This is a genomic window from Clostridium chrysemydis, from assembly GCF_015234215.1.
GTDB classification, from domain to species: domain Bacteria; phylum Bacillota; class Clostridia; order Clostridiales; family Clostridiaceae; genus Clostridium; species Clostridium chrysemydis.
The window spans coordinates 862906-882412 of record NZ_JADEKP010000001.1 but is presented as its reverse complement, the minus strand read 5'-3'; the positions used below and the strand labels follow the sequence as shown (position 1 = coordinate 882412).

The window sequence follows — 19507 nt, the reverse complement described above, 5'->3', positions numbered from 1 at the left end:
CTTTTTAAGTTATTATATTTTTATCTTATGTATAAAATAAAGACTGAGCTAAATTACTCAGTCCCATTATATCTATCTTTGTTCAGGAACAATTGTAAGAACACAATTTGTTTTTCTAGCAACATGAGCTGTTACTGATCCTACAATTAGAGTAAACTTCTTTTTAGTATTTTTAGCCATAATAATCTCATCAACTTCATATTTATCTGCACATACTAAAATTTCGTCTCCTGCTTTACCAAATAATAATTCTTCTTTTACATCATAACCTTCTAAAAGATCAGATGCTCTTTTTAGAATATTTTTACCCATTTTTTTATTGTCTGTAACTTTTAAAGGAACATACATCCCATTAACAAATGCTGCCTCTCCTACGTAAAGTAGTATAACTTCAACTTCATCAGACTTATAATTTTTCTTTAAGTGATTAATTGATATTAAACTTTCTTGCGTTGCATCAACAGGCACTAAGATTTTTTTGTTACTCATATAAATCCGCCTCCCTTTATAACTCTCAAATAATAATATGTAAAGTTTGACTTTATTTTACCACACTATATCTCATTTTTACAATATAGTTTTGAATTATTAATCTTTTATATATAATTTTTTCTATTTTGTAATTGTTAATAGAATAAACTATAAATACAAATTTAAATTAATCTCCTCATATACGATATTCAAATAAATATATCTTAGTTTTTCTAATTATATAATTTTGCAAACAAAACTTTTTAGCATAGATGAATAAGTTTCTTTGAATTCTTCATAATCCTCTAAAGGCACAAATTGAAAAACTCTATCTCCTATGGTAAAATTTAGTCTTCTAAAATAAAATCTATCTTTTCTATAATTAACATTAGTTATTTTTTTTAAGTCGTAGAAATTCACTTCAATCTCTTCTACATTATCACTTTGTATATTTTTTATTTCTATTAATTTTTTTAAGAAAACACATAAAGTCTAATGTTATTTTTAAAAGATTTAAAATAATAAATGCTATTTTCTACAGTAAACCCTAAACTAACAGCTTCTTTAACAAGTAAATGTTCCTTTTTTGTAGTATCATTTTCTAATGAGTTAATCATACTTTTATAATAAATTATACTATCATTCATTATAATTCACTCCTTTAACTTCTTAAATAAATTATATTACATCATAGAACTAAAAACTCGTTTTAAACTAATAGTTAATTATTAATTTATAAGTATAATCTCTATTATATATTGTTTACTAATTCTTAATTTAGTAAACAATTTCTTCTTTAAATGAATTTATAAATTCATTTAAGACACCACTCCTTTTATCTGCAATATTTTTTGCAGTTTGAGTGTTCATTTTATCCTTTACTATTAATAATCTATTAAAAAATAAATCTAATGCATAATTCAAACTATCTGGCTCCCTATTCTCACAAAAAGGATCTTCAAAATTATAAAGGTAACTATCCATACTTCCAGCTGAAGCAAATGTTCTCATAATTGCTATTGTTCCTGTTGCCTCTAGTCTATCTGAATCTTGTAAAATTTTAGACTCTATTGATTTTCCTTTTATTTTACCTCTAAAAGAACACTCCTTGATTGCATCATATACAAACACTAATTTTTCTTTAGGATAACTATCTATGCTTTTAAGAATTTCTACAGCTCTATTTGCACTTTCGATTGAAGATAATTTAGATTTTTTAGAATTTTTAGGATAACAAATCACATCGTGAAATATAGCCGCAGGTATTAATATATCTAAATCACAATTTTCCGTTTTTGCAATTAATTCAGCATTCTTTAAAACTCTTAAAGCGTGATATATATCATGTGATTTATCATTATCCTTCAATTCCCTTTTAGCAATCTATATAATTTCTATTTTTAAACTTTTATCCATAATTCCTCCAAAAAATAAGTATAAGTTAATTATACTATTTAATGCAGAATATAAATACTATATTTTTTAACTAGCTAATTTACAATTTTAAAACCATACTGAAATCCGCCTTTATATCTCCATATTATTATATAATTTTAATAATATGCTATAATATGTAATATTAGGAGGTGCTTATGAAAAAATATTCTGTTCTAATTATTGTCTTTATCTCAGTAATATCTATTTTCTTAATATTTTTATCTTTTAGGTCTAATTTTCCACATACTCCCCCCACTCTCGAAGTTAGTGCGCAAAATGATAATATCAAATTTAGTGCAGATACAAATGGTGGTAATTGGTTTGATTCATCTAACGGAAAAGGTGGAAATAGCTTTGATTTAGGAACTTATGATTCAGAGAAATTAGCTGGAATTAATGAACATAACATTTCTGTTAATACCAAAATTAAGCTAAATTTATCTTATGATAAAGATATTAAGCTATTTAAAGTTTATTTAATCAATCAAAAGTCCCTTTCAAACGAAAATAATCAAGAAGTCAAACTTTCAAACAATACATTTACAACACCTAAAGAGCCCGGAATATATGGATATATAGTAGACTCCTTTTGGGATGAAAGCCATAACATTCGATTTATTTTAAAACTTAACTGTAAATAATTTATAAATAGTATACAAAAAAAGGATTCTAAATTTAGAATCCTTTATATGTTTATTATATTTTTTTACTATATAGTACTTTCTGTAACTTTTTTAAGGCTTTCTTTTCTATGCGAGAAACATAGGATCTAGATATATCTAATTGAGTTGCAATTTCTCTTTGAGTTTTGCACTTTCCGTCTCTTAAACCATACCTCATTATTAAAATATCGTGTTCTCTTTTTGTAAGTATCTCCCCCATTTTTTCGTATAGTGCTTTTATTTCGAGATTACTCTCAACCTTTTCTAATACAGAATCTTTATCACTACTTAATACATCTATTAAACATATTTCATTACCTTCTTTATCAACTCCAATTGGGTCTTGTAGATATACTTCACCTTTTTGTTTTTTATTGTTTCTAAATAGCATCAGAATTTCATTTTCTATGCATCTAGATGCATACGTTGCTAGTCTTGTACCTTTATCAACATTAAAGGAATCTATAGCTTTTATTAAACCCACTGTGCCTATAGATATTAATTCATCTACATCTTTGTTAGGAAACGAGTACTTTTTAACTATATGTGCAACTAGTCTTAAATTTCTTTCAATCAAAATGCTTTTTGCTTTTTTATCCCCCTCTTTTAACTTTCTTAAATACATTTCTTCTTCTTTTTCATCTAGAGGGGTTGGGAATGTATTGTTACTTGATATATATCCTGTCAAAAATACAGTATTACACAATAATTCTATAAAGTTTGATAAAACTATCACTTTACTCCTCCTATAATTGCTAATATTATTTTATGATAGTAATGTTTAAAACTTTCTTAAAAGAGTAAAATTGATTTAAAAGATTTATTTCTTGCTTAATATTATCTCAGTAACTTCACTTTGCTTTACATATCTAACCCTTCCATTTTCGTTAAATACATAATAATCATCTATATCTAAAAATAAAGGACATATAATATTATAATTACCTTGTCTTAAAATTATTGTGTACATTCCTTCTTTATATAAGTCTTTTAATATTGTATATGTACTTATAAAAATTATAAATAAGAGCATATTAAAAACTGCTAATATAGAAGATATTCCAAGCGAAATAAAAACATTCTCCGTAATTTTAAAATCACTTATATAATAAGCAATTCCAATTATTGTATATATAGTTGATATACTTCCTGAAAGTGCTGAAAAAACTATACCAGTTTTTATTATTTTTTTATCACTATTACTTAAATCATCGAATTTATTATATAGAAGTTTGTCTATATATATCTTTTTAATCTTAAATATTTTATCTTGTGCTATTGCTATCTCTACAATTGTTGCAAATACAATAATAGATAAGAAAACTAATTGTAAGAAACTATAGTTTTTAAAATTGTATTTTTCCCTAAAAACACTATTGATAATTACAAAAAACATTGTAATTGGCAATATACATATCATTACTTTTAAGATCGTATCAAAAGTACTTTGTCTACAAGGTACAACTCTTAATTTTGACCTTACAGACTCTAATATTAAATTATTTGCCCACTTTATACTCAAACTTAAAATTGTTCCGAAACCAGTTAAAATCAAAACCCCATTCCTTATATTATCCATAAAATCTCCCCCATCATTTCCGTAATAATTTTATATTATCACTTTAAAATAAACCTAAAATGTCTTAATAATAAAATAAACGTAAAAAATGATGCTAAAATTTTAGCATCATTTTTTATTTATTTCTTTTACTATCTCTCTAAATATTGGCGCTGCTGTATTTCCTCCTCCTACTTCCTCACCTTTTTCACTTTTTAAATTTGGAATAAATACTAACATAGTATGAGTACTTCCATTAATATTAAATGTCCCTAAAAACCAAGAATGGGTTGTATAATCACTACTTGTACTTGAACCTGTTTTTCCACCTATCTCGATTCCTTCTATTTTAGCTTGAACACCAGTACCTTTTTTTACTACATCTTTCATACCATCTCTAACTATTTCACTAGTAGTTTTACTAAAAATTTTCTCTGATGTTGTTTTAAATTCTTTAAGAGTTTTTTCATTAGAATCAATTATTTCAGATACTAAGTATGGTTTAACATATATTCCATTATTAATTACGGCATTAACTGCACCTATTATCTGTAGTGGAGATACCGTCATACACTGCCCGATTGCAAAATTATTCATACCATCATCTTCTTTTGGCATAACACCTAAAGTTTCATTTTTATTTTCAGTTTGTAAATTTAATACTCTATCATACAAACCAAGTCTTTTGCAATAATCTACCATACTTTGATAACCTATCTCGTTACCTATTATCCCAAAAATATCATTACATGATATTGTAAGTGCATCATTTACTGTAAGTCTGCCGTGAGCGCTCTTACAAACTGCACCCGTACAAACATATGTGTTTTGCGGGCTTAATATAGCTTTTTCCAAAGCAGTTGCATAAGTTACTAACTTAAATATTGAACCTGGTTCAAAGCCTTGACCTTCGATTCCTAAGTTGATATTTGCATAACTCTCATCCTTTTGAACCATAGACCTAATTTTTCCTGTATTTGATTCTAATAATATAACCCCTACATTTTTATATTTTGAAAATTCTTCTTTTGATAAAACATTTCTAACTTTATCATCTAGTTCCTTATCTATTGTTAGTTTTAAATTTTTATTTTCTTTTTTTATATCTACCTCTTCATGATTATATACTGCTGAATCATCTAAATAGAAATTTTTCTTAGGTGATTCGTTATTTTTAAGCTCATTATATAATTTATCTTCAAAAGAGTCTTTCACTGATTTATTCTGTCCTATATTTGATAACATTCCGCTTGTAGACCAAGCCTCTTTTTTATCAACCTTATCATAAACATAAGTATATATACCTTTTATATTATTTAGCCTTTTTATTTTATTGAAAGTGCTTTCTGATATTTTGTAATACAATTTACCTTTGTTTTTCATAACATCTGTGTAGTTAAAATCTATATTTTCACCTTTCATTATGAAATTTAAAGCCATGAGATCTTCTAAGGTTTCTTCGTAATTATTAAGACTAAAAGGTTTTGCATCTATAACTAGTACATATTCTTTATTATATTTAAATAAATCTTTCCCTTTAGAGTCTAATACCATATAATTTATATCACTAATATTTTCTGTTTGATGATTTTTATATTGCGCCGTTACCTTCTCGACAGGTTTAACTTGCAGAAAATATAGCCTAACAGACAGCAAACTAAATATCAATATAAATACACTAAAAATTTGTTTTTCTCTACTTAATTTTATCTTCAAAAAAACACCTCCTATAGGCAATTATTGCCTATAAAGAGGTGCTTTATTCACTACTTTAATATATCTTTTATTTTAGAAACCATTATATCGATAGCAACTTTGTTTTGTCCGCCTTCTGGTACAATAATATCTGCATATCTTTTAGTTGGTTCTATAAATTGCATATGCATTGGTCTTACGACTGAAAGATATTGATCTATTACTGATTCAACCGTTCTTCCTCTTTCATTTATATCTCTAACCATTCTTCTTATAATTCTTACATCTGCATCTGTATCAACGTAAACTTTTATATCAAGAAGATCTCTTAAACTTTGATCTTCTAAAACCATAATACCTTCGACAATTATAATTTCTTTAGGTTCAACAGTAACTGTTTCTTTTGCTCTGTTGTGACTTGCAAAATCATAAATTGGTTTTTCAATAGCTTCTCCCTTTGCAAGAGTATTTAAGTGCTGAACTAATAGTTCAGTATCAAAAGCTTTAGGATGATCATAGTTAGTTTTAACCCTATCTTCCATTGTTAAATGACTTTGATCTTTATAATAAGCATCTTGCTCAACCATTGCTATGCAATCTTCGTTGAAGCTATTAAATATTTCGTGAGCAATTGTACTTTTCCCTGATCCTGTTCCCCCAGTAATTCCAATAAGTATAGGTTTTTTCATAAAAGTTCCTCCTTAATTATCTTCTAATGATAATGTTTCTTTTGCTTTTACTAGCATATCATTTTCTTTTAATTCTATATCACTTTTAACTGTGAAAATCATATGTGCTCTATTTGCTACATCTGTTTCTTTATTTTTATCAACATCATACATATTTTCTAAAGTTATTGAAAAATTAGGAGTTTTAGCTCTTAAAACATCAACCTTATCCCCTTCAAACACTCTATTTTTCTGTACGATAGTAGCAATTTTACTGTCTTTATCATAAGACTTAACAATCCCTACAATATCATAATCTCTTACATATGATGAATGTTCATATGTTTGTTCTCCAGATTTTCCAAAATAGAAACCTGTGTGGAAAGGTCTATGACTAGTTTTTAATACTGTAGTCATCCACTCTTCTTTAAATTCATAGTTTTCTGGATCTTCAAAATAGCTATCTAAAGCTTCTCTATAAGCTTTAACAACTGAAGCTACATAGAATTCACTTTTCATTCTTCCTTCTATTTTGAATGAGTGTATACCAGCTTTAACAAGTTCTGGAATGTGCTTTATCATACATAAGTCCTTAGAATTCATTATGTAAGTTCCTTTTTCATCCTCAAATACAGGGAAGAATTCATTAGGTCTAGTTTCTTCAACTAAATAATATTTATATCTACATACATTAGCGCATATTCCTTTATTTGAATCTCTTCCTAATATGTAATTTGAAATTAAACATCTTCCTGAATAAGCCATACACATAGAACCATGTACAAATGCTTCTATTTCACATTCTTTAGGCAAGTTATCTCTAAAGCCATGAATTTCATTAAAGCTCATCTCTCTAGCTAAAACTATTCTTTTTACACCTAAGTCATACCAAAATTTGGCTGTTTTCCAGTTAACTGTGTTAGCTTGAGTACTTAAATGAATTTCTAAATTTGGAGAAACCTCTTTAATTACTGCAATAAGACCTGGATCTCCAACAATTAATGCATCGACTCCTAAGTCTTCTAATCCCTTAACGTATTCTCCTGCTCCATCTAAATCATAATTTCTAGGAAAAACATTCATAGTTACATATAGTTTTTTTCCTCTATCGTGACAGTACTTTACTCCTTCTATGATTTCTTCATTAGTAAAGTTACCTGCAAATGCTCTTAGATTTAATCTATTTCCACCTATATAAACAGCGTCTGCTCCAAAATCTATTGCTATTTTTAATTTTTCTAAATTCCCAGCTGGTGCTAGAATTTCTGGTTTAAACATAAATTACCTCCTCTTAGTTATAGCTATACCATCACCCATAGGTATGACTGAGGTTATTAATCTTTCATCATTTGATACCATCTCAAGATATGTTCTCATCCTTTTTACAATAGTAATTTTTCTTCTTTTTACTAACTCTTGTGATGCAACCATTCCTCTAAATAATACATTATCAGCAATTATAATTCCATCATTTTTTAGTAATCTTAAACAATGTGGAAGAAAATGATTGTAATGACCTTTTCCAGCATCCATAAATATTAAATCATAAGGTTCATCTAAACTTTCTAATATCTCTAGACAGTCTCCTTCTTTTATGATAATATTATCATTCAATCCAAATTTTTCGATATTTACCTTTGCTAGGTCTATCATTTCTTTGCTTCTCTCTATTGTAGTAATGTGAGGATTAGTTCCTGCTGCATCATACATTAGTATAGCAGAATACCCTATTGCCGTACCTAATTCTAGAATTCTTAATGGTTTTTTCATACTAACCATAAACTCTAGGAATTTTGCACCTTCTTTTTGGATTATTGGAACTTTGTTCTCTATAGCAAAGTCTTCAACTGCTTTAAGTTTTCCAGTTGTTTCTCCAATTAACCCTCTAAGATATTCTTCCATGTAATCATAAGTTATACCACTCATTTTTACCTCCAATTATTAATCATCGTATCCATATTTCTTTCTAAACTCATTAAATTCATTACCGCTTTTTGTAAATTTATGCTCGTTAGTACCTGGTACTAATATATAATATAGATAATCTGTACTTGCAGGCTTTAAAGCAGCTTCTAAAGATTTATTCCCAGGGTTTGAAATAGGCCCTATCGGTAGTCCTTTGTTTTTATAAGTATTATACTTTGAATCTACTTTTAAATCTTTGTATGTTACTACATCTACATGCTTTCCTAATGCATAAATTACAGTTGCATCAATTTGAAGCGGCATATTTGTTTTTAATCTATTATTAATTACTGATGCTATGATAGGACGTTCTTTATCAACCCTTGCTTCATTCTCAATTATTGAAGCTTTTGTTACTAATTCATCTATCTCTTCAGCATTTAATTTAACACTGTATTGCTTTTCTAAAGATTCTATTTCTTTTTCAAATCTTTTTAACATAGTTTGAATTACGTAATCTGGACTTGATCCTTTAGGGATTGCATAGGTATCTGGGAAAAGATACCCTTCTAATTGGTAACGTCTACCTGGCACTTCTTTAATAAATGAAGGTAATTTATAATTTTCAACAGCTTTTATAAAGTCATCCTTAGTGAATAAACCAGCCTCTTGAAGCTTATTTCCAATTTCAGAAATATCATATCCTTCTGGAATTGTTACCTTCAAATTATCCTCTGTTTGAAGTCTTGTAAGAAGTTCTTTTAAAGATGTATCACTATCTATTGTATATGTACCTGGTATAACTTTTGGTGAAATACCATTTATTTTTAAGTATAGTTTTGTCATAAATTCACTTCTTAAAATTCCTTCATTCTTGAGCCTATCTAATAGTGTATAAAAAGCCTCTCCTTTATTTACATCTATAGTGACTGAAGTCTCTGAAGATTTTATTGGGTTATTAGTATTTTTACTATAAGTATATACTACTCCACCTATCACAACTATTGCTGCAATACATAAAGCGCCAATAATTTTTTTCTTGGTTCTCTTCATAAAATACCCCCTATATACAAAAGTAAATAGCCTATAGCAGGCTATTTACTTAATTATAATACTTTTCTATTAGTTTATAAAGAAATTTTTATCTTATTTCTTGCTTCTGCTAATTGCTCTTTTTCTTTCAGTACTATCTAAAATTGTTTTTCTCATTCTTATATTGTTTGGAGTAACCTCTACTAATTCATCATTATTTATGAATTCTAACGCTTGCTCTAATGACATTTTTATAGGTGGAACTAATTTTAAAGCTTCATCAGCACCTGATGATCTTGTATTAGTAAGTTTTTTACCTTTACATACGTTTATGTCTAAATCATCAGCTCTTCCACAAACTCCAACGATCATACCTTGGTATACAGGTGTCCCTGCATCTATAAATAATGATCCTCTTTCTTGTGCATTGAATAATCCGTAAGCTATAGCATCACCTTGTTCGAATGAGACTATTGATCCTCTACTTCTTCCAGGGATTTCACCTTTGTGTGGAGCATATCCGTGGAATACGTGGTTCATTATTCCATTACCTTTTGTATCTGTCATAAATTCATTTCTGAATCCTATAAGTCCTCTAGCTGGGATAACAAATTCTAATCTTGTATATCCGTTAACAGCTGAAGTCATATTAACCATTTCACCTTTTCTTGGCCCTAATTTTTCCATTACAGGTCCCATGAACTCTTCTGGAACATCGATTGTTAAATATTCCATAGGCTCCATAGTTTTTCCATTTTCTTCTTTGAAGATTACGTTAGCTTTTGAAACTTGTAATTCATATCCTTCTCTTCTCATTGTTTCTATAAGAACTGATAAGTGAAGTTCTCCTCTACCTGATACTTCGTAGCAGTCTGGAGTTATTTCTCTAACCCTTAAACTTACGTTCGTTTCTAGTTCTTTCATTAATCTATCTCTTAAGTGTCTTGATGTTATAAAATCACCATCTTGACCAACATATGGAGAATCATTAACCATAAAGTTCATGCTTAATGTTGGCTCATCGATATCAACAAATGGTAAAGCTTCTGGATTTTGTGAATCTGCTATAGTTTCTCCAATGTTAGCATCTCCTACACCAGCTAAAGCAACTATATCACCTAAAGCAGCTTCTTCTATATCTTCTCTTTTTAAGCCGTTATATCCGAATAATGCACTTACTTTGTAATTTTTAGTACTTCCATCTTTAGCTACTAATGCAACTTGTTGGTTCTTCTTAACTCTTCCTCTGTGGATTTTACCGATTGCTATTCTTCCAACATACTCATTTGAATCAAGAGTTGTAACTAGCATTTGTAATGGTCCATCTATATCCCCTGTTGGACATTCTACTTTTTCTACAATTGTATCAAATAGTGGAGTCATATTTGTGTTTGTATCTTCTACTTCATATCTAGCAAATCCATCTCTAGCTGAAGCGTAGATGATTGGGAAATCTAATTGATCGTCATCTGCACCAAGTTCTAAGAATAGATCAAATACTTCATCTATAACTTGTTCTGGTCTAGCATCTGGTTTATCAATCTTGTTTATTACAACGATTGGTTTTAACTTAAGTTCTAAAGCTTTTTTAAGAACGAACTTAGTTTGTGGCATTGGTCCCTCATAAGAATCAACTACTAATAAAACTGAATCAACCATTTTAAGTACACGTTCAACTTCTCCACCGAAGTCAGCATGTCCTGGTGTATCAACGATATTTATTTTTACATCGTTGTAGTGGATTGCAGTATTTTTAGAAAGAATTGTAATTCCTCTTTCTTTTTCTAAATCGTTTGAGTCCATTACTCTTTCTTGAACTTTTTCATTTGCTCTAAATGTTTGGCTATCTTTTAATAAAGCATCAACTAATGTTGTTTTACCGTGGTCAACGTGAGCTATGATGGCTATATTTCTAATATCTTCTCTTTTAATTAAATCCATTGTTATTCCTCCAAATTTTTGGCTTTATTCATTTACAAAGTTTATGTAAACCTATAAAACGTTCTTACATAAAGAAAATTGGATACAAAACGTACCCAATTTTCTCACACTATTTTATATTTTAATATTCTATTTTATAAAAGTCAACAAAATCATTTTGAAATTAGACAAAATTCTACTTAAATTTCCATTATAATAGGTAAAATCATTGGCTTTCTCTTAGTTTTTTCATATAGATAATTTCTAAGTTCATCCCTTATTTTACTTTTAATTGTTGCCCAATCTGTAACTTTATTTTCCTCGCAATAGTTTAAAACACCTTTTACAATTTCACGTGCTTCATCCATTAAGCCTTCTGACTCTCTTACATAAACGAAACCTCTTGAAATTATATCTGGTCCTGCAATAACTGATGCGCTTTCTCTATCTAAAGTAACTACAACAGTTAATATACCATCTTGAGAAAGATGTTTTCTATCTCTTAATACGATATGTCCAACATCCCCTACACCTAAACCATCAACAAGTACTTGACCTGAATTTACAGAACCATTCTTTTTAATAGAATTTCTTGTAATTTCGATTACATCTCCTGTTTCAGGTAATAGATAATTTCTTTTGCTTAAACCAGTTTTAAGTGCTAATTCTGCATGTAATTTTAAGTGTCTATACTCACCGTGAACTGGGATAAAGAATCTAGGCTTAACAATTGTTTGCATAAGTTTTAATTCTTCTTGACAAGCATGCCCTGATACGTGGACGTTTTGTCCTGATCCGTATATAACTTCAGCACCTTTTTTAAATAATTTGTTTACAACTGTTGAGACAAGTTTTTCGTTACCTGGAATTGGCGTAGCAGAAATAATTACAGTATCTCCTTCTACTATTTGTATCTTCTTGTGTTCAGAAGCTGCCATTCTAGATAGTGCAGACATCGGTTCCCCTTGGCTTCCTGTTGTAACAATAACTACTTGGTCGTTTTTTAACTTTAAAGCTTGGTCTAAAGTCACCATAGTTCCTTCTTGTGATTTTAAGTATCCAAGTTCGATAGCAACTTGAACTATGTTTTCCATACTTCTTCCTGAAACTGCTACCTTCTTTTTATACATTTCAGCTGATTTTACAATCTGCTGAATTCTATGAATATTAGATGCAAAAGTAGCTACTAATATTCTACCCTTAGCTTTCCCAAATAGTCTATTTAAACTATCTCCAACTATACTCTCTGACATTGTATAGCCTGGCTTTTCAACGTTAGTTGAATCAGCCATCATAACTAAAACACCTTTCTTCCCAAGTTCAGCAAGTCTTGCAAAATCTGTTCTTCCTCCATCTATAGGTGTATGATCAATTTTAAAATCTCCTGTATGAAGTACTACACCTAATGGTGTGTGAATTGCAATAGCAACTGAATCAGCTATTGAGTGATTAGTTTTAATAAATTCAACAGTTACACTGTTTAATTTTACTTTATCTCTAGGTTTTACAACATTAAGAGTTGTATCAGCTAATAATCCGTGCTCTCTTAATTTTGTTTCTACAATACCTAAAGTTAATTTTGTTCCATATATAGGTATGTTTAATTGCTTTAATACATAAGGCAATGCACCTATATGATCTTCGTGTCCGTGAGTTAAGAAAATTCCTCTAATTCTTTCTTTATTCTTTAGAAGATACGTTATATCTGGGATTACTATATCAATTCCATACATATCCGCATCTGGGAATTTAAGACCACAATCGATAATAACTATGTCATCTTTATATTCGATAACTGTCATATTTTTACCGATCTCATCTATTCCACCTAAAGGAATAACTTTAACCTTTGGTTTCTCATTTTTCATATTTCCCCTCCTTATTTGTTTTATGTATAAACAAAGGATGTCATCTCGTCACTGCACTTTTAGAGAGGATTCTCCTTTAATTTTTATTTTTGCATTCGTTACAAATACCGTAGAATTTTACACTGTGGTCTTGAACTTCGAATAAATACTTAGTTTTAATTCTCTCTTCAAGTTCATCTAGTAAATCTTCCTCAACTTCTATAACCTTTTTGCAATTATTACAAATTAAATGATGGTGTCTATGTTCTTCATCATCATGTATGATTTCATATCTACTACAACCATCACTTAAATCTAATCTTGATAATAATTTTATTTCTTCAAGAAGTAAAACAGTTCTATAAACTGTTGCTAAACCTATTTCAGGACAGTCTCTTTTTACTTCATCGTAAATTTCTTCTGCCGTCATATGTTTCCCTTCATTTTTAATTATAGTATCAACTATAGCTCTTCTTTGAGGAGTAAGTTTATATCCCTTCTTTTTAAGGTTTTCTTTTAATTCCTCCATATTTATTGAAACAATATTACTCATACGTATAACACCTCTTTTCAATAAAAATGATATTTAATTTTTACTCTTCGCCTTGCATAAGTAGACTGTAAGCTTCTTCTACCATAGCGAATTCGCCTTCGTCTTCTATATTTATTAAATTATCATTTCCATCTTCGTCTTTTACAATTTTTAATACTATAGCTTCATCAGCTTCATCTTCAGCTGGAACTAAAACTACATATTCTGAATTTAAGTCATCTATTTTAAAGAAACTAACAACTTTGAAAGTCTCCTCATTACCTTGTTCATCCATTAAATCTATAAATTCTATATCTTTTTCCATTTTAAATATCTCCTTTTTTCTATCTTAATTTTTTTAATTATACTTGTCAATAATTATTTTCATTTGATATTCATTTGATGATTGTTATTTTCTTGATATTCTATCTAAATAACCTTGTAAAATATATGTTGCAGCAACTTTATCTACTATCTTTTTTCTCTTTCCTCTTGAAAGGTCCGCTTCAAGCATAGCTTTGTGTGCAGCAACCGTAGTTAATCTCTCATCCCAAAAAACTATTTCTAAATCTATTTTTTCTCTAAGTAATTTAGAAAATTCCTGGATTTTTTCACCAGCAAACCCGATTGATCCATCCATATTTTTAGGTAATCCAACTACTATTGTTTCTACAGAATATTCATCGCAAATCTTTTTAACTTCAAGTATATCATTTTCTTTTTTGTTTCTTCTAATTGTTGTAATCCCTTGTGCTGTAAATCCTAATGGATCTGAAATTGCAACTCCGATAGTCTTTTGACCTACATCTAATCCGAGTATTCTCATTAATTGCTCCTTTAAAGTAAAAGTGCCCTCAATAGGGCACTTTTTATTTTATCTCTAAATAAGATTTTAAAACTTCTTCAAGAATTTCGTCTCTTTCAAGTTTTCTTACTAAAGCTCTTGCTCCATTGTAATTTGTAATGTAAGTAGGGTCTCCAGATATAATATAACCAACTAATTGGTTTATCGGATTATAACCCTTCTCTTGTAATGAATTATAAACCTCTGACAAAATAGCTTTTGTTAATGCTTCCTTATTTTTTGATAAATCAAATTGCATTGTATTTTCTACTTTATTACTCATTCTACTAGCCGCCGAGGCAGCGCACCCCCTTACTAATTTAAGTTATAAATTCAACTATTATTTAGTATAAACATTTTTTCTAAATTTATACTTTACTATATTTATAATTATACATCAGTTTAATCTAAAAGTACACTATTTAGCTAAACTTTGAACTATTTCATAAACTTTTTCTATAGCTTTTGAAATTTTTTCTGGGTTTTTTCCTCCAGCTTGGGCCATGTCAGGTCTTCCACCTCCACCGCCACCAACTACTGTTGCAACTTCTTTAATTATTTTTCCACAATGGATTCCATTACCTAAAACATCTTTTGTTGCCATAGAAACAAGGTTGACTTTTCCACCTACGTTACTTAATAAAACAACTACTCCACTGCCTATTTTGTTTCTTATTTTATCACATAGATCTCTAAGTGCATTTCCATCCACGTCTTCAAGTGCATAGCTTATAACTTTTATTCCTGAAACTTCTTTAGCTGATGCTAAAATATCATCTTCAGCTCCACTTGTAAGTTTTGCTTTTAATTCACTTATTTCTTTTTCTTTTTCTTTTAATTCTTGAGTTTGAGCAGAAATTCTATTTAAGATATCTTTTTCTGAACACTTAAAGCTTCCACAAGCTTTTTTAAGTATTTCATTTTTTGATTCCATAAATTTAATAGCTTCAAAACCAGTAACAGCTTCGATTCTTCTAATTCCTGCCGCAACTCCAGCTTCACTAACTATTTTAAATAGTCCAATTTGCCCTGAATTTTTAACGTGTGTACCACCACAAAGTTCTTTTGAGTATTCCCCAACTTCAACTACTCTTACTTTATCACCATATTTATCATCAAATAAAGCCATAGCACCTTTTTCTTTAGCTTCTTCTAAAGTCATTAAGTTAGTAGAAACTGAATTTACTTCCATGATTTTTTCATTAACTAAGCTTTCAGTATCTTTTAATTCTTTTTCAGTCATTCCTTGGAAATGAGTAAAATCGAATCTTAATCTTTCATCATCAACATAAGAACCTGCTTGGTTTACATGTTCACCAACCACTTCTTTCAAAGCTTCATGAAGCATATGAGTAGCAGTGTGGTTTTTTTCTATATTTTCTCTTCTAACTATGTCTACTTTTAAATTAGCCTCTGCATTTAATTTAACTATTCCATTTGTTACTTTTACGTAGTGTATAGTTTTTCCACCAACATTTTTCTTAGTATCATAAACAAAGGCTTCAAAATCTTTTCCTTTTATTATACCTTTATCACCAACTTGGCCTCCCATTTCAGCGTAGAAAGGAGTTTTTTCTGTTAATATATATCCTTTTTTTCCTTCTTCTAAAGTATCTAATACTTCATTTTCATCTGCTAAGAATAGTATTTTTGATACAAATTCAGTATTATCATATCCAACAAACTCAGAGTTTATTTCTCCTGAAACAGCATTTATAGGTGATTCTTCACTTCCCATGTAAGAAAACTCTCCTCTAGCGTTTCTAGCTCTTTCTCTTTGTTCTTTCATTTCCTTATCAAATGACTCTCTATCTATAGTCATATTTTTCTCTTCTAGAATCTCCTCTGTTAATTCATAAGGGAATCCATAAGTGTCATATAACTTAAATGCTTTTTCTCCACTTAAAACAGTTTCTTTATTTTTATCAAGTTCTTCAATATATCCTAATAATATACCCATACCTGAATCTATAGTTTCATTAAATCTTTCTTCTTCTAACGTTACTATTTTTTCTATATAATCTTTTTTAGATATTAATTCTTCATATTCACTTCCGTAATTTGAAACTACTGAATCTACTATATCTTTTAAGAATAACCCTTTAATACCTAAAACTCTTCCGTGTCTTGCAGCTCTTCTAAGTAATCTTCTTAAAACATAACCTCTACCTTCATTACTAGGTTGGACTCCATCTGAAATCATCATAGTAACTGATTTAACGTGGTCAGTTATTATTCTAAGTGAAACATCTTTTACTTTATCATCACCATATTTAACTCCTGATAAATCTGAAACTTTGTTTAATATGTTTTTAACTGTATCAATTTCAAATATATTTTCAACTCCTTGCATTAATGTTGCAAGTCTTTCAAGTCCCATTCCAGTATCTATATTTGGATTTTCAAGTCTTTCATAATTACCTTTTCCGTCTCCATCGAATTGAGTAAATACTAGATTCCAGAATTCTATAATTCTATCTGCATCACTTTCTTTTACAAACTCCTCTGAAGTTTTTACAGGTTCTACATTTACACCTCTATCAAAGTGAATTTCAGTACAAGGACCACAAGGACCTGAACCATGTTCCCAGAAGTTATCTTCTTTACCTAATCTAAATATTCTACTTGGGTCTATATCAGTTTTACTAGTCCAAATATCATACGCTTCATCATCATCTAAATAAATAGTTACATATAACTTATTCTTTGGCATTTCTAAAACTTCTGTTATAAACTCCCAAGCCCAAGGAATTACTTCTTCTTTAAAGTAATCTCCAAAAGAAAAGTTCCCTAGCATTTCAAAAAATGTACCGTGTCTTGAAGTTTTACCTACGTTTTCAATATCTCCAGTTCTAATACACTTTTGACAAGTTGTGATTCTTTTTTTAGGTGGTTCTTGCACTCCTGTAAAATAAGGCTTTAAAGGTGCCATTCCTGCATTAATTAATAATAAACTTTTATCATTCTTTGGTACTAAAGGAAAGCTTTTTAGTCTTAAGTGATCTTTTCCTTCAAAGAATTTTAAGTATAATTCTCTTAAATCATTAGTTTTTGTATATTTCATTTTGTAGTCCTCCATATATTTTTGTATAAAAAAAGCCTTCATCCCTTTAAAAATGAAGGGACGAAAGCTAAACTTCCGCGTTACCACCCTAATTATGCAAAATTATTGCATCGCTCTAAATGGTTATAGCTCCTAGGTAGCTTCAAATTATTTTAAATAAAAGTTCACACCAACCACTTTTTCTCTGAAAAATAAATATAATTTTACTCATCCTAATCAACACTTAATATTTAATTACAACAAAATTATATTTTATAAAAATAGATATGTCAATAAGTTATTTATTTAATGCATTAGAACAAGTAATAATTTAAATCATCATATAAAACTTTTATTATTACTCCTACAGGTACAACTAATATCATCCCCGATATTCCTGATATTTTTTCTCCAATTAAAAGTAGAATTATAATTATTAAAGGATGAATATTTGTACTTTCTGCCGTAATTTTCGGCGCAAGTAAATTTCCTTCTATTTGCTGAATTATAACTATCCCAATTAGGCACCACAGTCCTTTAACTGGTGATATTAGCATTGATATAATAACAGCTGGCACTCCCCCAAAAAACGCTCCAAAATACGGAACTATGTTAAATAAACCATTAATTATAGCAAGCCAAATTGAAAACTTTATATCAAGTATTTCAAAAAGAATAAGACACATAATACCCGTTGCTAAAGATAAAACTATTTGACTTACTATATACCTCTCAAGTAGCAGATTAACATCTTTAAAAATCACTCTTGTTATCTTTCTTTTTTCCATAGGGATTATAAGTGATAATTTGTTTGATATATTATCGCCATCTGAGAGCACATAGTAAGAGACTACAGGTATTATCGCAAATGATAGAATGTTTTCTAGCATACTAATTAAACTTTGAATTGTATTATTTGAAAAGTTCATTAAAAAGTTCCAAACCTTTTCTTCTATTTGAATGTAAATAGTTCGAAGGACAGGAGATGATTGAACTTTCATTTTATCTCCAAGCTTGTTAAAATCACTAATCAAGTCGTTAATTAGAGGTGATGCATTTCCTAGTTCTTTTATTAAACTTGGAACAGCTACAAAAATTATAAGTAGAAACAAAGATGTTATACCTATAATTACAATCAAAGTTGCAGCTCTTTTACTTATATTACGTTTCCCTATAATTAAATCCCTTAAAGGCCTTAAAATATAAGCTAAAATAAAAGAACAAATAAGTAAGTTTACTACTTCTTTGAAAAATTCTATTTTTAAATAAAGCATTATAAAAGAAATTACTATTAAAATAATCACTATTTTTAAAATATTTTTTTTATTTTTAAAAAACTCTTTAACTTTATTCATTATTCTAACCTCTTTGGCAAAGCTCTAAGTGATATATTTGAATCATTTTTATGAATTAAACAGTTTTCTCCAAGCACACATTCTTTCGGAACTAGGATATCTTTCCCATGAATTAATCTATCTAAAACACCAGTACTAACTACTATCCCTTTTAGTTCAAAATTTTCTTTAGAAATTATTATATCTTCAATTACACCTATAATATTTCCGTGAAGATTTATAATATCGAGCCCTAAAATATCACTTAATAGTAAACCATTATATGTATCTTTTTCTTTAACTAAAATATCATCTTCGATAGATATTATATTTTGAACCTTTATAGAATTTTTTTTGTTAAAAAAATTTTTTTTTGATAATTTCAACGCTAAAACTGAGCTATTATAAAAATCTATATATAAATCTTCTACTATTCCAAGCTTCTTACCTTTATAATCAAAAACTTTTTTCATATAAAAATTTTTAACTCTAAACATCACTTCACCATCTTTCAGAATTATTTTTTCCAATAATTTCTGAAATATTCAAAAAAATAAAG

Annotated in this window: 21 protein-coding genes and 1 other annotated feature; of the genes, 1 reads left to right on the top strand and 20 read right to left on the bottom strand. The window is 28.8% G+C overall.

What is annotated here, in order from left to right; genetic code table 11:
* Nucleotides 1-72: 72 nt before the first annotated feature.
* The 4 genes from INR60_RS04355 to INR60_RS04340 all read right to left on the bottom strand — a co-directional run bounded on the left by INR60_RS04355 (nucleotide 73) and on the right by INR60_RS04340 (nucleotide 1839).
* Nucleotides 73-489: a universal stress protein gene (locus tag INR60_RS04355; protein WP_194190253.1), complete on the bottom strand. Its 417-nt coding sequence runs from the start codon at nucleotides 487-489 to the stop codon at nucleotides 73-75.
* Nucleotides 490-708: 219 nt separating this feature from the next.
* Entirely contained in the window at nucleotides 709-891 is a 183-nt protein-coding gene (locus INR60_RS04350; protein WP_194190252.1) for a hypothetical protein, read from the bottom strand.
* Between the two features lie 53 nt (nucleotides 892-944).
* Complete coding sequence (locus tag INR60_RS04345; RefSeq protein WP_194190251.1) at nucleotides 945-1118, bottom strand: hypothetical protein; 174 nt, start codon at nucleotides 1116-1118, stop codon at nucleotides 945-947.
* A gap of 130 nt (nucleotides 1119-1248) precedes the next feature.
* On the bottom strand, nucleotides 1249-1839 hold the full coding sequence (locus INR60_RS04340) for an HD domain-containing protein (protein WP_194190250.1): 591 nt from the start codon (nucleotides 1837-1839) through the stop codon (nucleotides 1249-1251).
* A 224-nt stretch (nucleotides 1840-2063) separates the two neighbouring features.
* Between INR60_RS04340 and INR60_RS04335 the strand changes: the two genes are divergently transcribed.
* The gene (locus INR60_RS04335; RefSeq protein WP_194190249.1) at nucleotides 2064-2549 is read left to right on the top strand and encodes a hypothetical protein; all 486 of its coding nucleotides are present in this window, start codon (nucleotides 2064-2066) and stop codon (nucleotides 2547-2549) included.
* Nucleotides 2550-2604: 55 nt separating this feature from the next.
* Here the strand turns inward: INR60_RS04335 and sigK are convergent, their stop codons facing one another.
* The 16 genes from sigK to INR60_RS04255 form a co-directional block, all read right to left on the bottom strand.
* Nucleotides 2605-3306: an RNA polymerase sporulation sigma factor SigK gene (gene sigK, locus INR60_RS04330; protein WP_194190248.1), complete on the bottom strand. Its 702-nt coding sequence runs from the start codon at nucleotides 3304-3306 to the stop codon at nucleotides 2605-2607.
* An 84-nt stretch (nucleotides 3307-3390) separates the two neighbouring features.
* The gene (locus INR60_RS04325) at nucleotides 3391-4149 is read right to left on the bottom strand and encodes a hypothetical protein (RefSeq protein WP_194190247.1); all 759 of its coding nucleotides are present in this window, start codon (nucleotides 4147-4149) and stop codon (nucleotides 3391-3393) included.
* Between the two features lie 108 nt (nucleotides 4150-4257).
* The gene (locus INR60_RS04320) at nucleotides 4258-5682 is read right to left on the bottom strand and encodes a penicillin-binding transpeptidase domain-containing protein (RefSeq protein WP_238480412.1); all 1425 of its coding nucleotides are present in this window, start codon (nucleotides 5680-5682) and stop codon (nucleotides 4258-4260) included.
* Between the two features lie 212 nt (nucleotides 5683-5894).
* A complete protein-coding gene (gene udk / locus INR60_RS04315) occupies nucleotides 5895-6512 on the bottom strand; it encodes a uridine kinase (protein WP_194190245.1) in 618 nt (205 codons plus the stop codon).
* Between the two features lie 12 nt (nucleotides 6513-6524).
* On the bottom strand, nucleotides 6525-7769 hold the full coding sequence (locus INR60_RS04310; protein WP_194190244.1) for a peptidase U32 family protein: 1245 nt from the start codon (nucleotides 7767-7769) through the stop codon (nucleotides 6525-6527).
* A gap of 3 nt (nucleotides 7770-7772) precedes the next feature.
* Complete coding sequence (locus tag INR60_RS04305; protein WP_194190243.1) at nucleotides 7773-8417, bottom strand: O-methyltransferase; 645 nt, start codon at nucleotides 8415-8417, stop codon at nucleotides 7773-7775.
* A 15-nt stretch (nucleotides 8418-8432) separates the two neighbouring features.
* Nucleotides 8433-9449 carry an endolytic transglycosylase MltG gene (gene mltG / locus INR60_RS04300; protein ID WP_194190242.1) on the bottom strand — a complete coding sequence of 339 codons (1017 nt, stop codon included), beginning with the start codon at nucleotides 9447-9449 and terminating at the stop codon, nucleotides 8433-8435.
* Between the two features lie 93 nt (nucleotides 9450-9542).
* The gene (gene typA / locus INR60_RS04295; RefSeq protein WP_194190241.1) at nucleotides 9543-11369 is read right to left on the bottom strand and encodes a translational GTPase TypA; all 1827 of its coding nucleotides are present in this window, start codon (nucleotides 11367-11369) and stop codon (nucleotides 9543-9545) included.
* Nucleotides 11370-11548: 179 nt separating this feature from the next.
* Nucleotides 11549-13216 (bottom strand): ribonuclease J, encoded by a 1668-nt coding sequence (locus INR60_RS04290; RefSeq protein WP_194190240.1) that lies wholly within the window; start codon nucleotides 13214-13216, stop codon nucleotides 11549-11551.
* A gap of 76 nt (nucleotides 13217-13292) precedes the next feature.
* Entirely contained in the window at nucleotides 13293-13748 is a 456-nt protein-coding gene (locus INR60_RS04285) for a Fur family transcriptional regulator (RefSeq protein ID WP_194190239.1), read from the bottom strand.
* Between the two features lie 40 nt (nucleotides 13749-13788).
* A complete protein-coding gene (locus tag INR60_RS04280) occupies nucleotides 13789-14052 on the bottom strand; it encodes a DUF1292 domain-containing protein (protein WP_194190238.1) in 264 nt (87 codons plus the stop codon).
* An 84-nt stretch (nucleotides 14053-14136) separates the two neighbouring features.
* Nucleotides 14137-14553, bottom strand: a complete 417-nt coding sequence (gene ruvX, locus INR60_RS04275) for a Holliday junction resolvase RuvX (protein ID WP_194190237.1) — start codon at nucleotides 14551-14553, stop codon at nucleotides 14137-14139.
* A gap of 43 nt (nucleotides 14554-14596) precedes the next feature.
* Nucleotides 14597-14854 carry an IreB family regulatory phosphoprotein gene (locus INR60_RS04270; protein ID WP_194190236.1) on the bottom strand — a complete coding sequence of 86 codons (258 nt, stop codon included), beginning with the start codon at nucleotides 14852-14854 and terminating at the stop codon, nucleotides 14597-14599.
* A gap of 135 nt (nucleotides 14855-14989) precedes the next feature.
* Nucleotides 14990-17635 carry an alanine--tRNA ligase gene (alaS, locus tag INR60_RS04265; RefSeq protein WP_194190235.1) on the bottom strand — a complete coding sequence of 882 codons (2646 nt, stop codon included), beginning with the start codon at nucleotides 17633-17635 and terminating at the stop codon, nucleotides 14990-14992.
* 53 nt (nucleotides 17636-17688) lie between these two features.
* Nucleotides 17689-17864: a binding site (T-box leader), on the bottom strand.
* Between the two features lie 64 nt (nucleotides 17865-17928).
* Nucleotides 17929-18969, bottom strand: coding sequence for an AI-2E family transporter (locus tag INR60_RS04260; RefSeq protein ID WP_194190234.1), 1041 nt, complete (start codon nucleotides 18967-18969; stop codon nucleotides 17929-17931).
* Nucleotides 18969-19445, bottom strand: a complete 477-nt coding sequence (locus INR60_RS04255) for a PRC-barrel domain-containing protein (RefSeq protein WP_274380439.1) — start codon at nucleotides 19443-19445, stop codon at nucleotides 18969-18971. Before INR60_RS04255 ends, INR60_RS04260 begins: the two co-directional genes overlap by 1 nt.
* Nucleotides 19446-19507 lie beyond the last annotated feature (62 nt).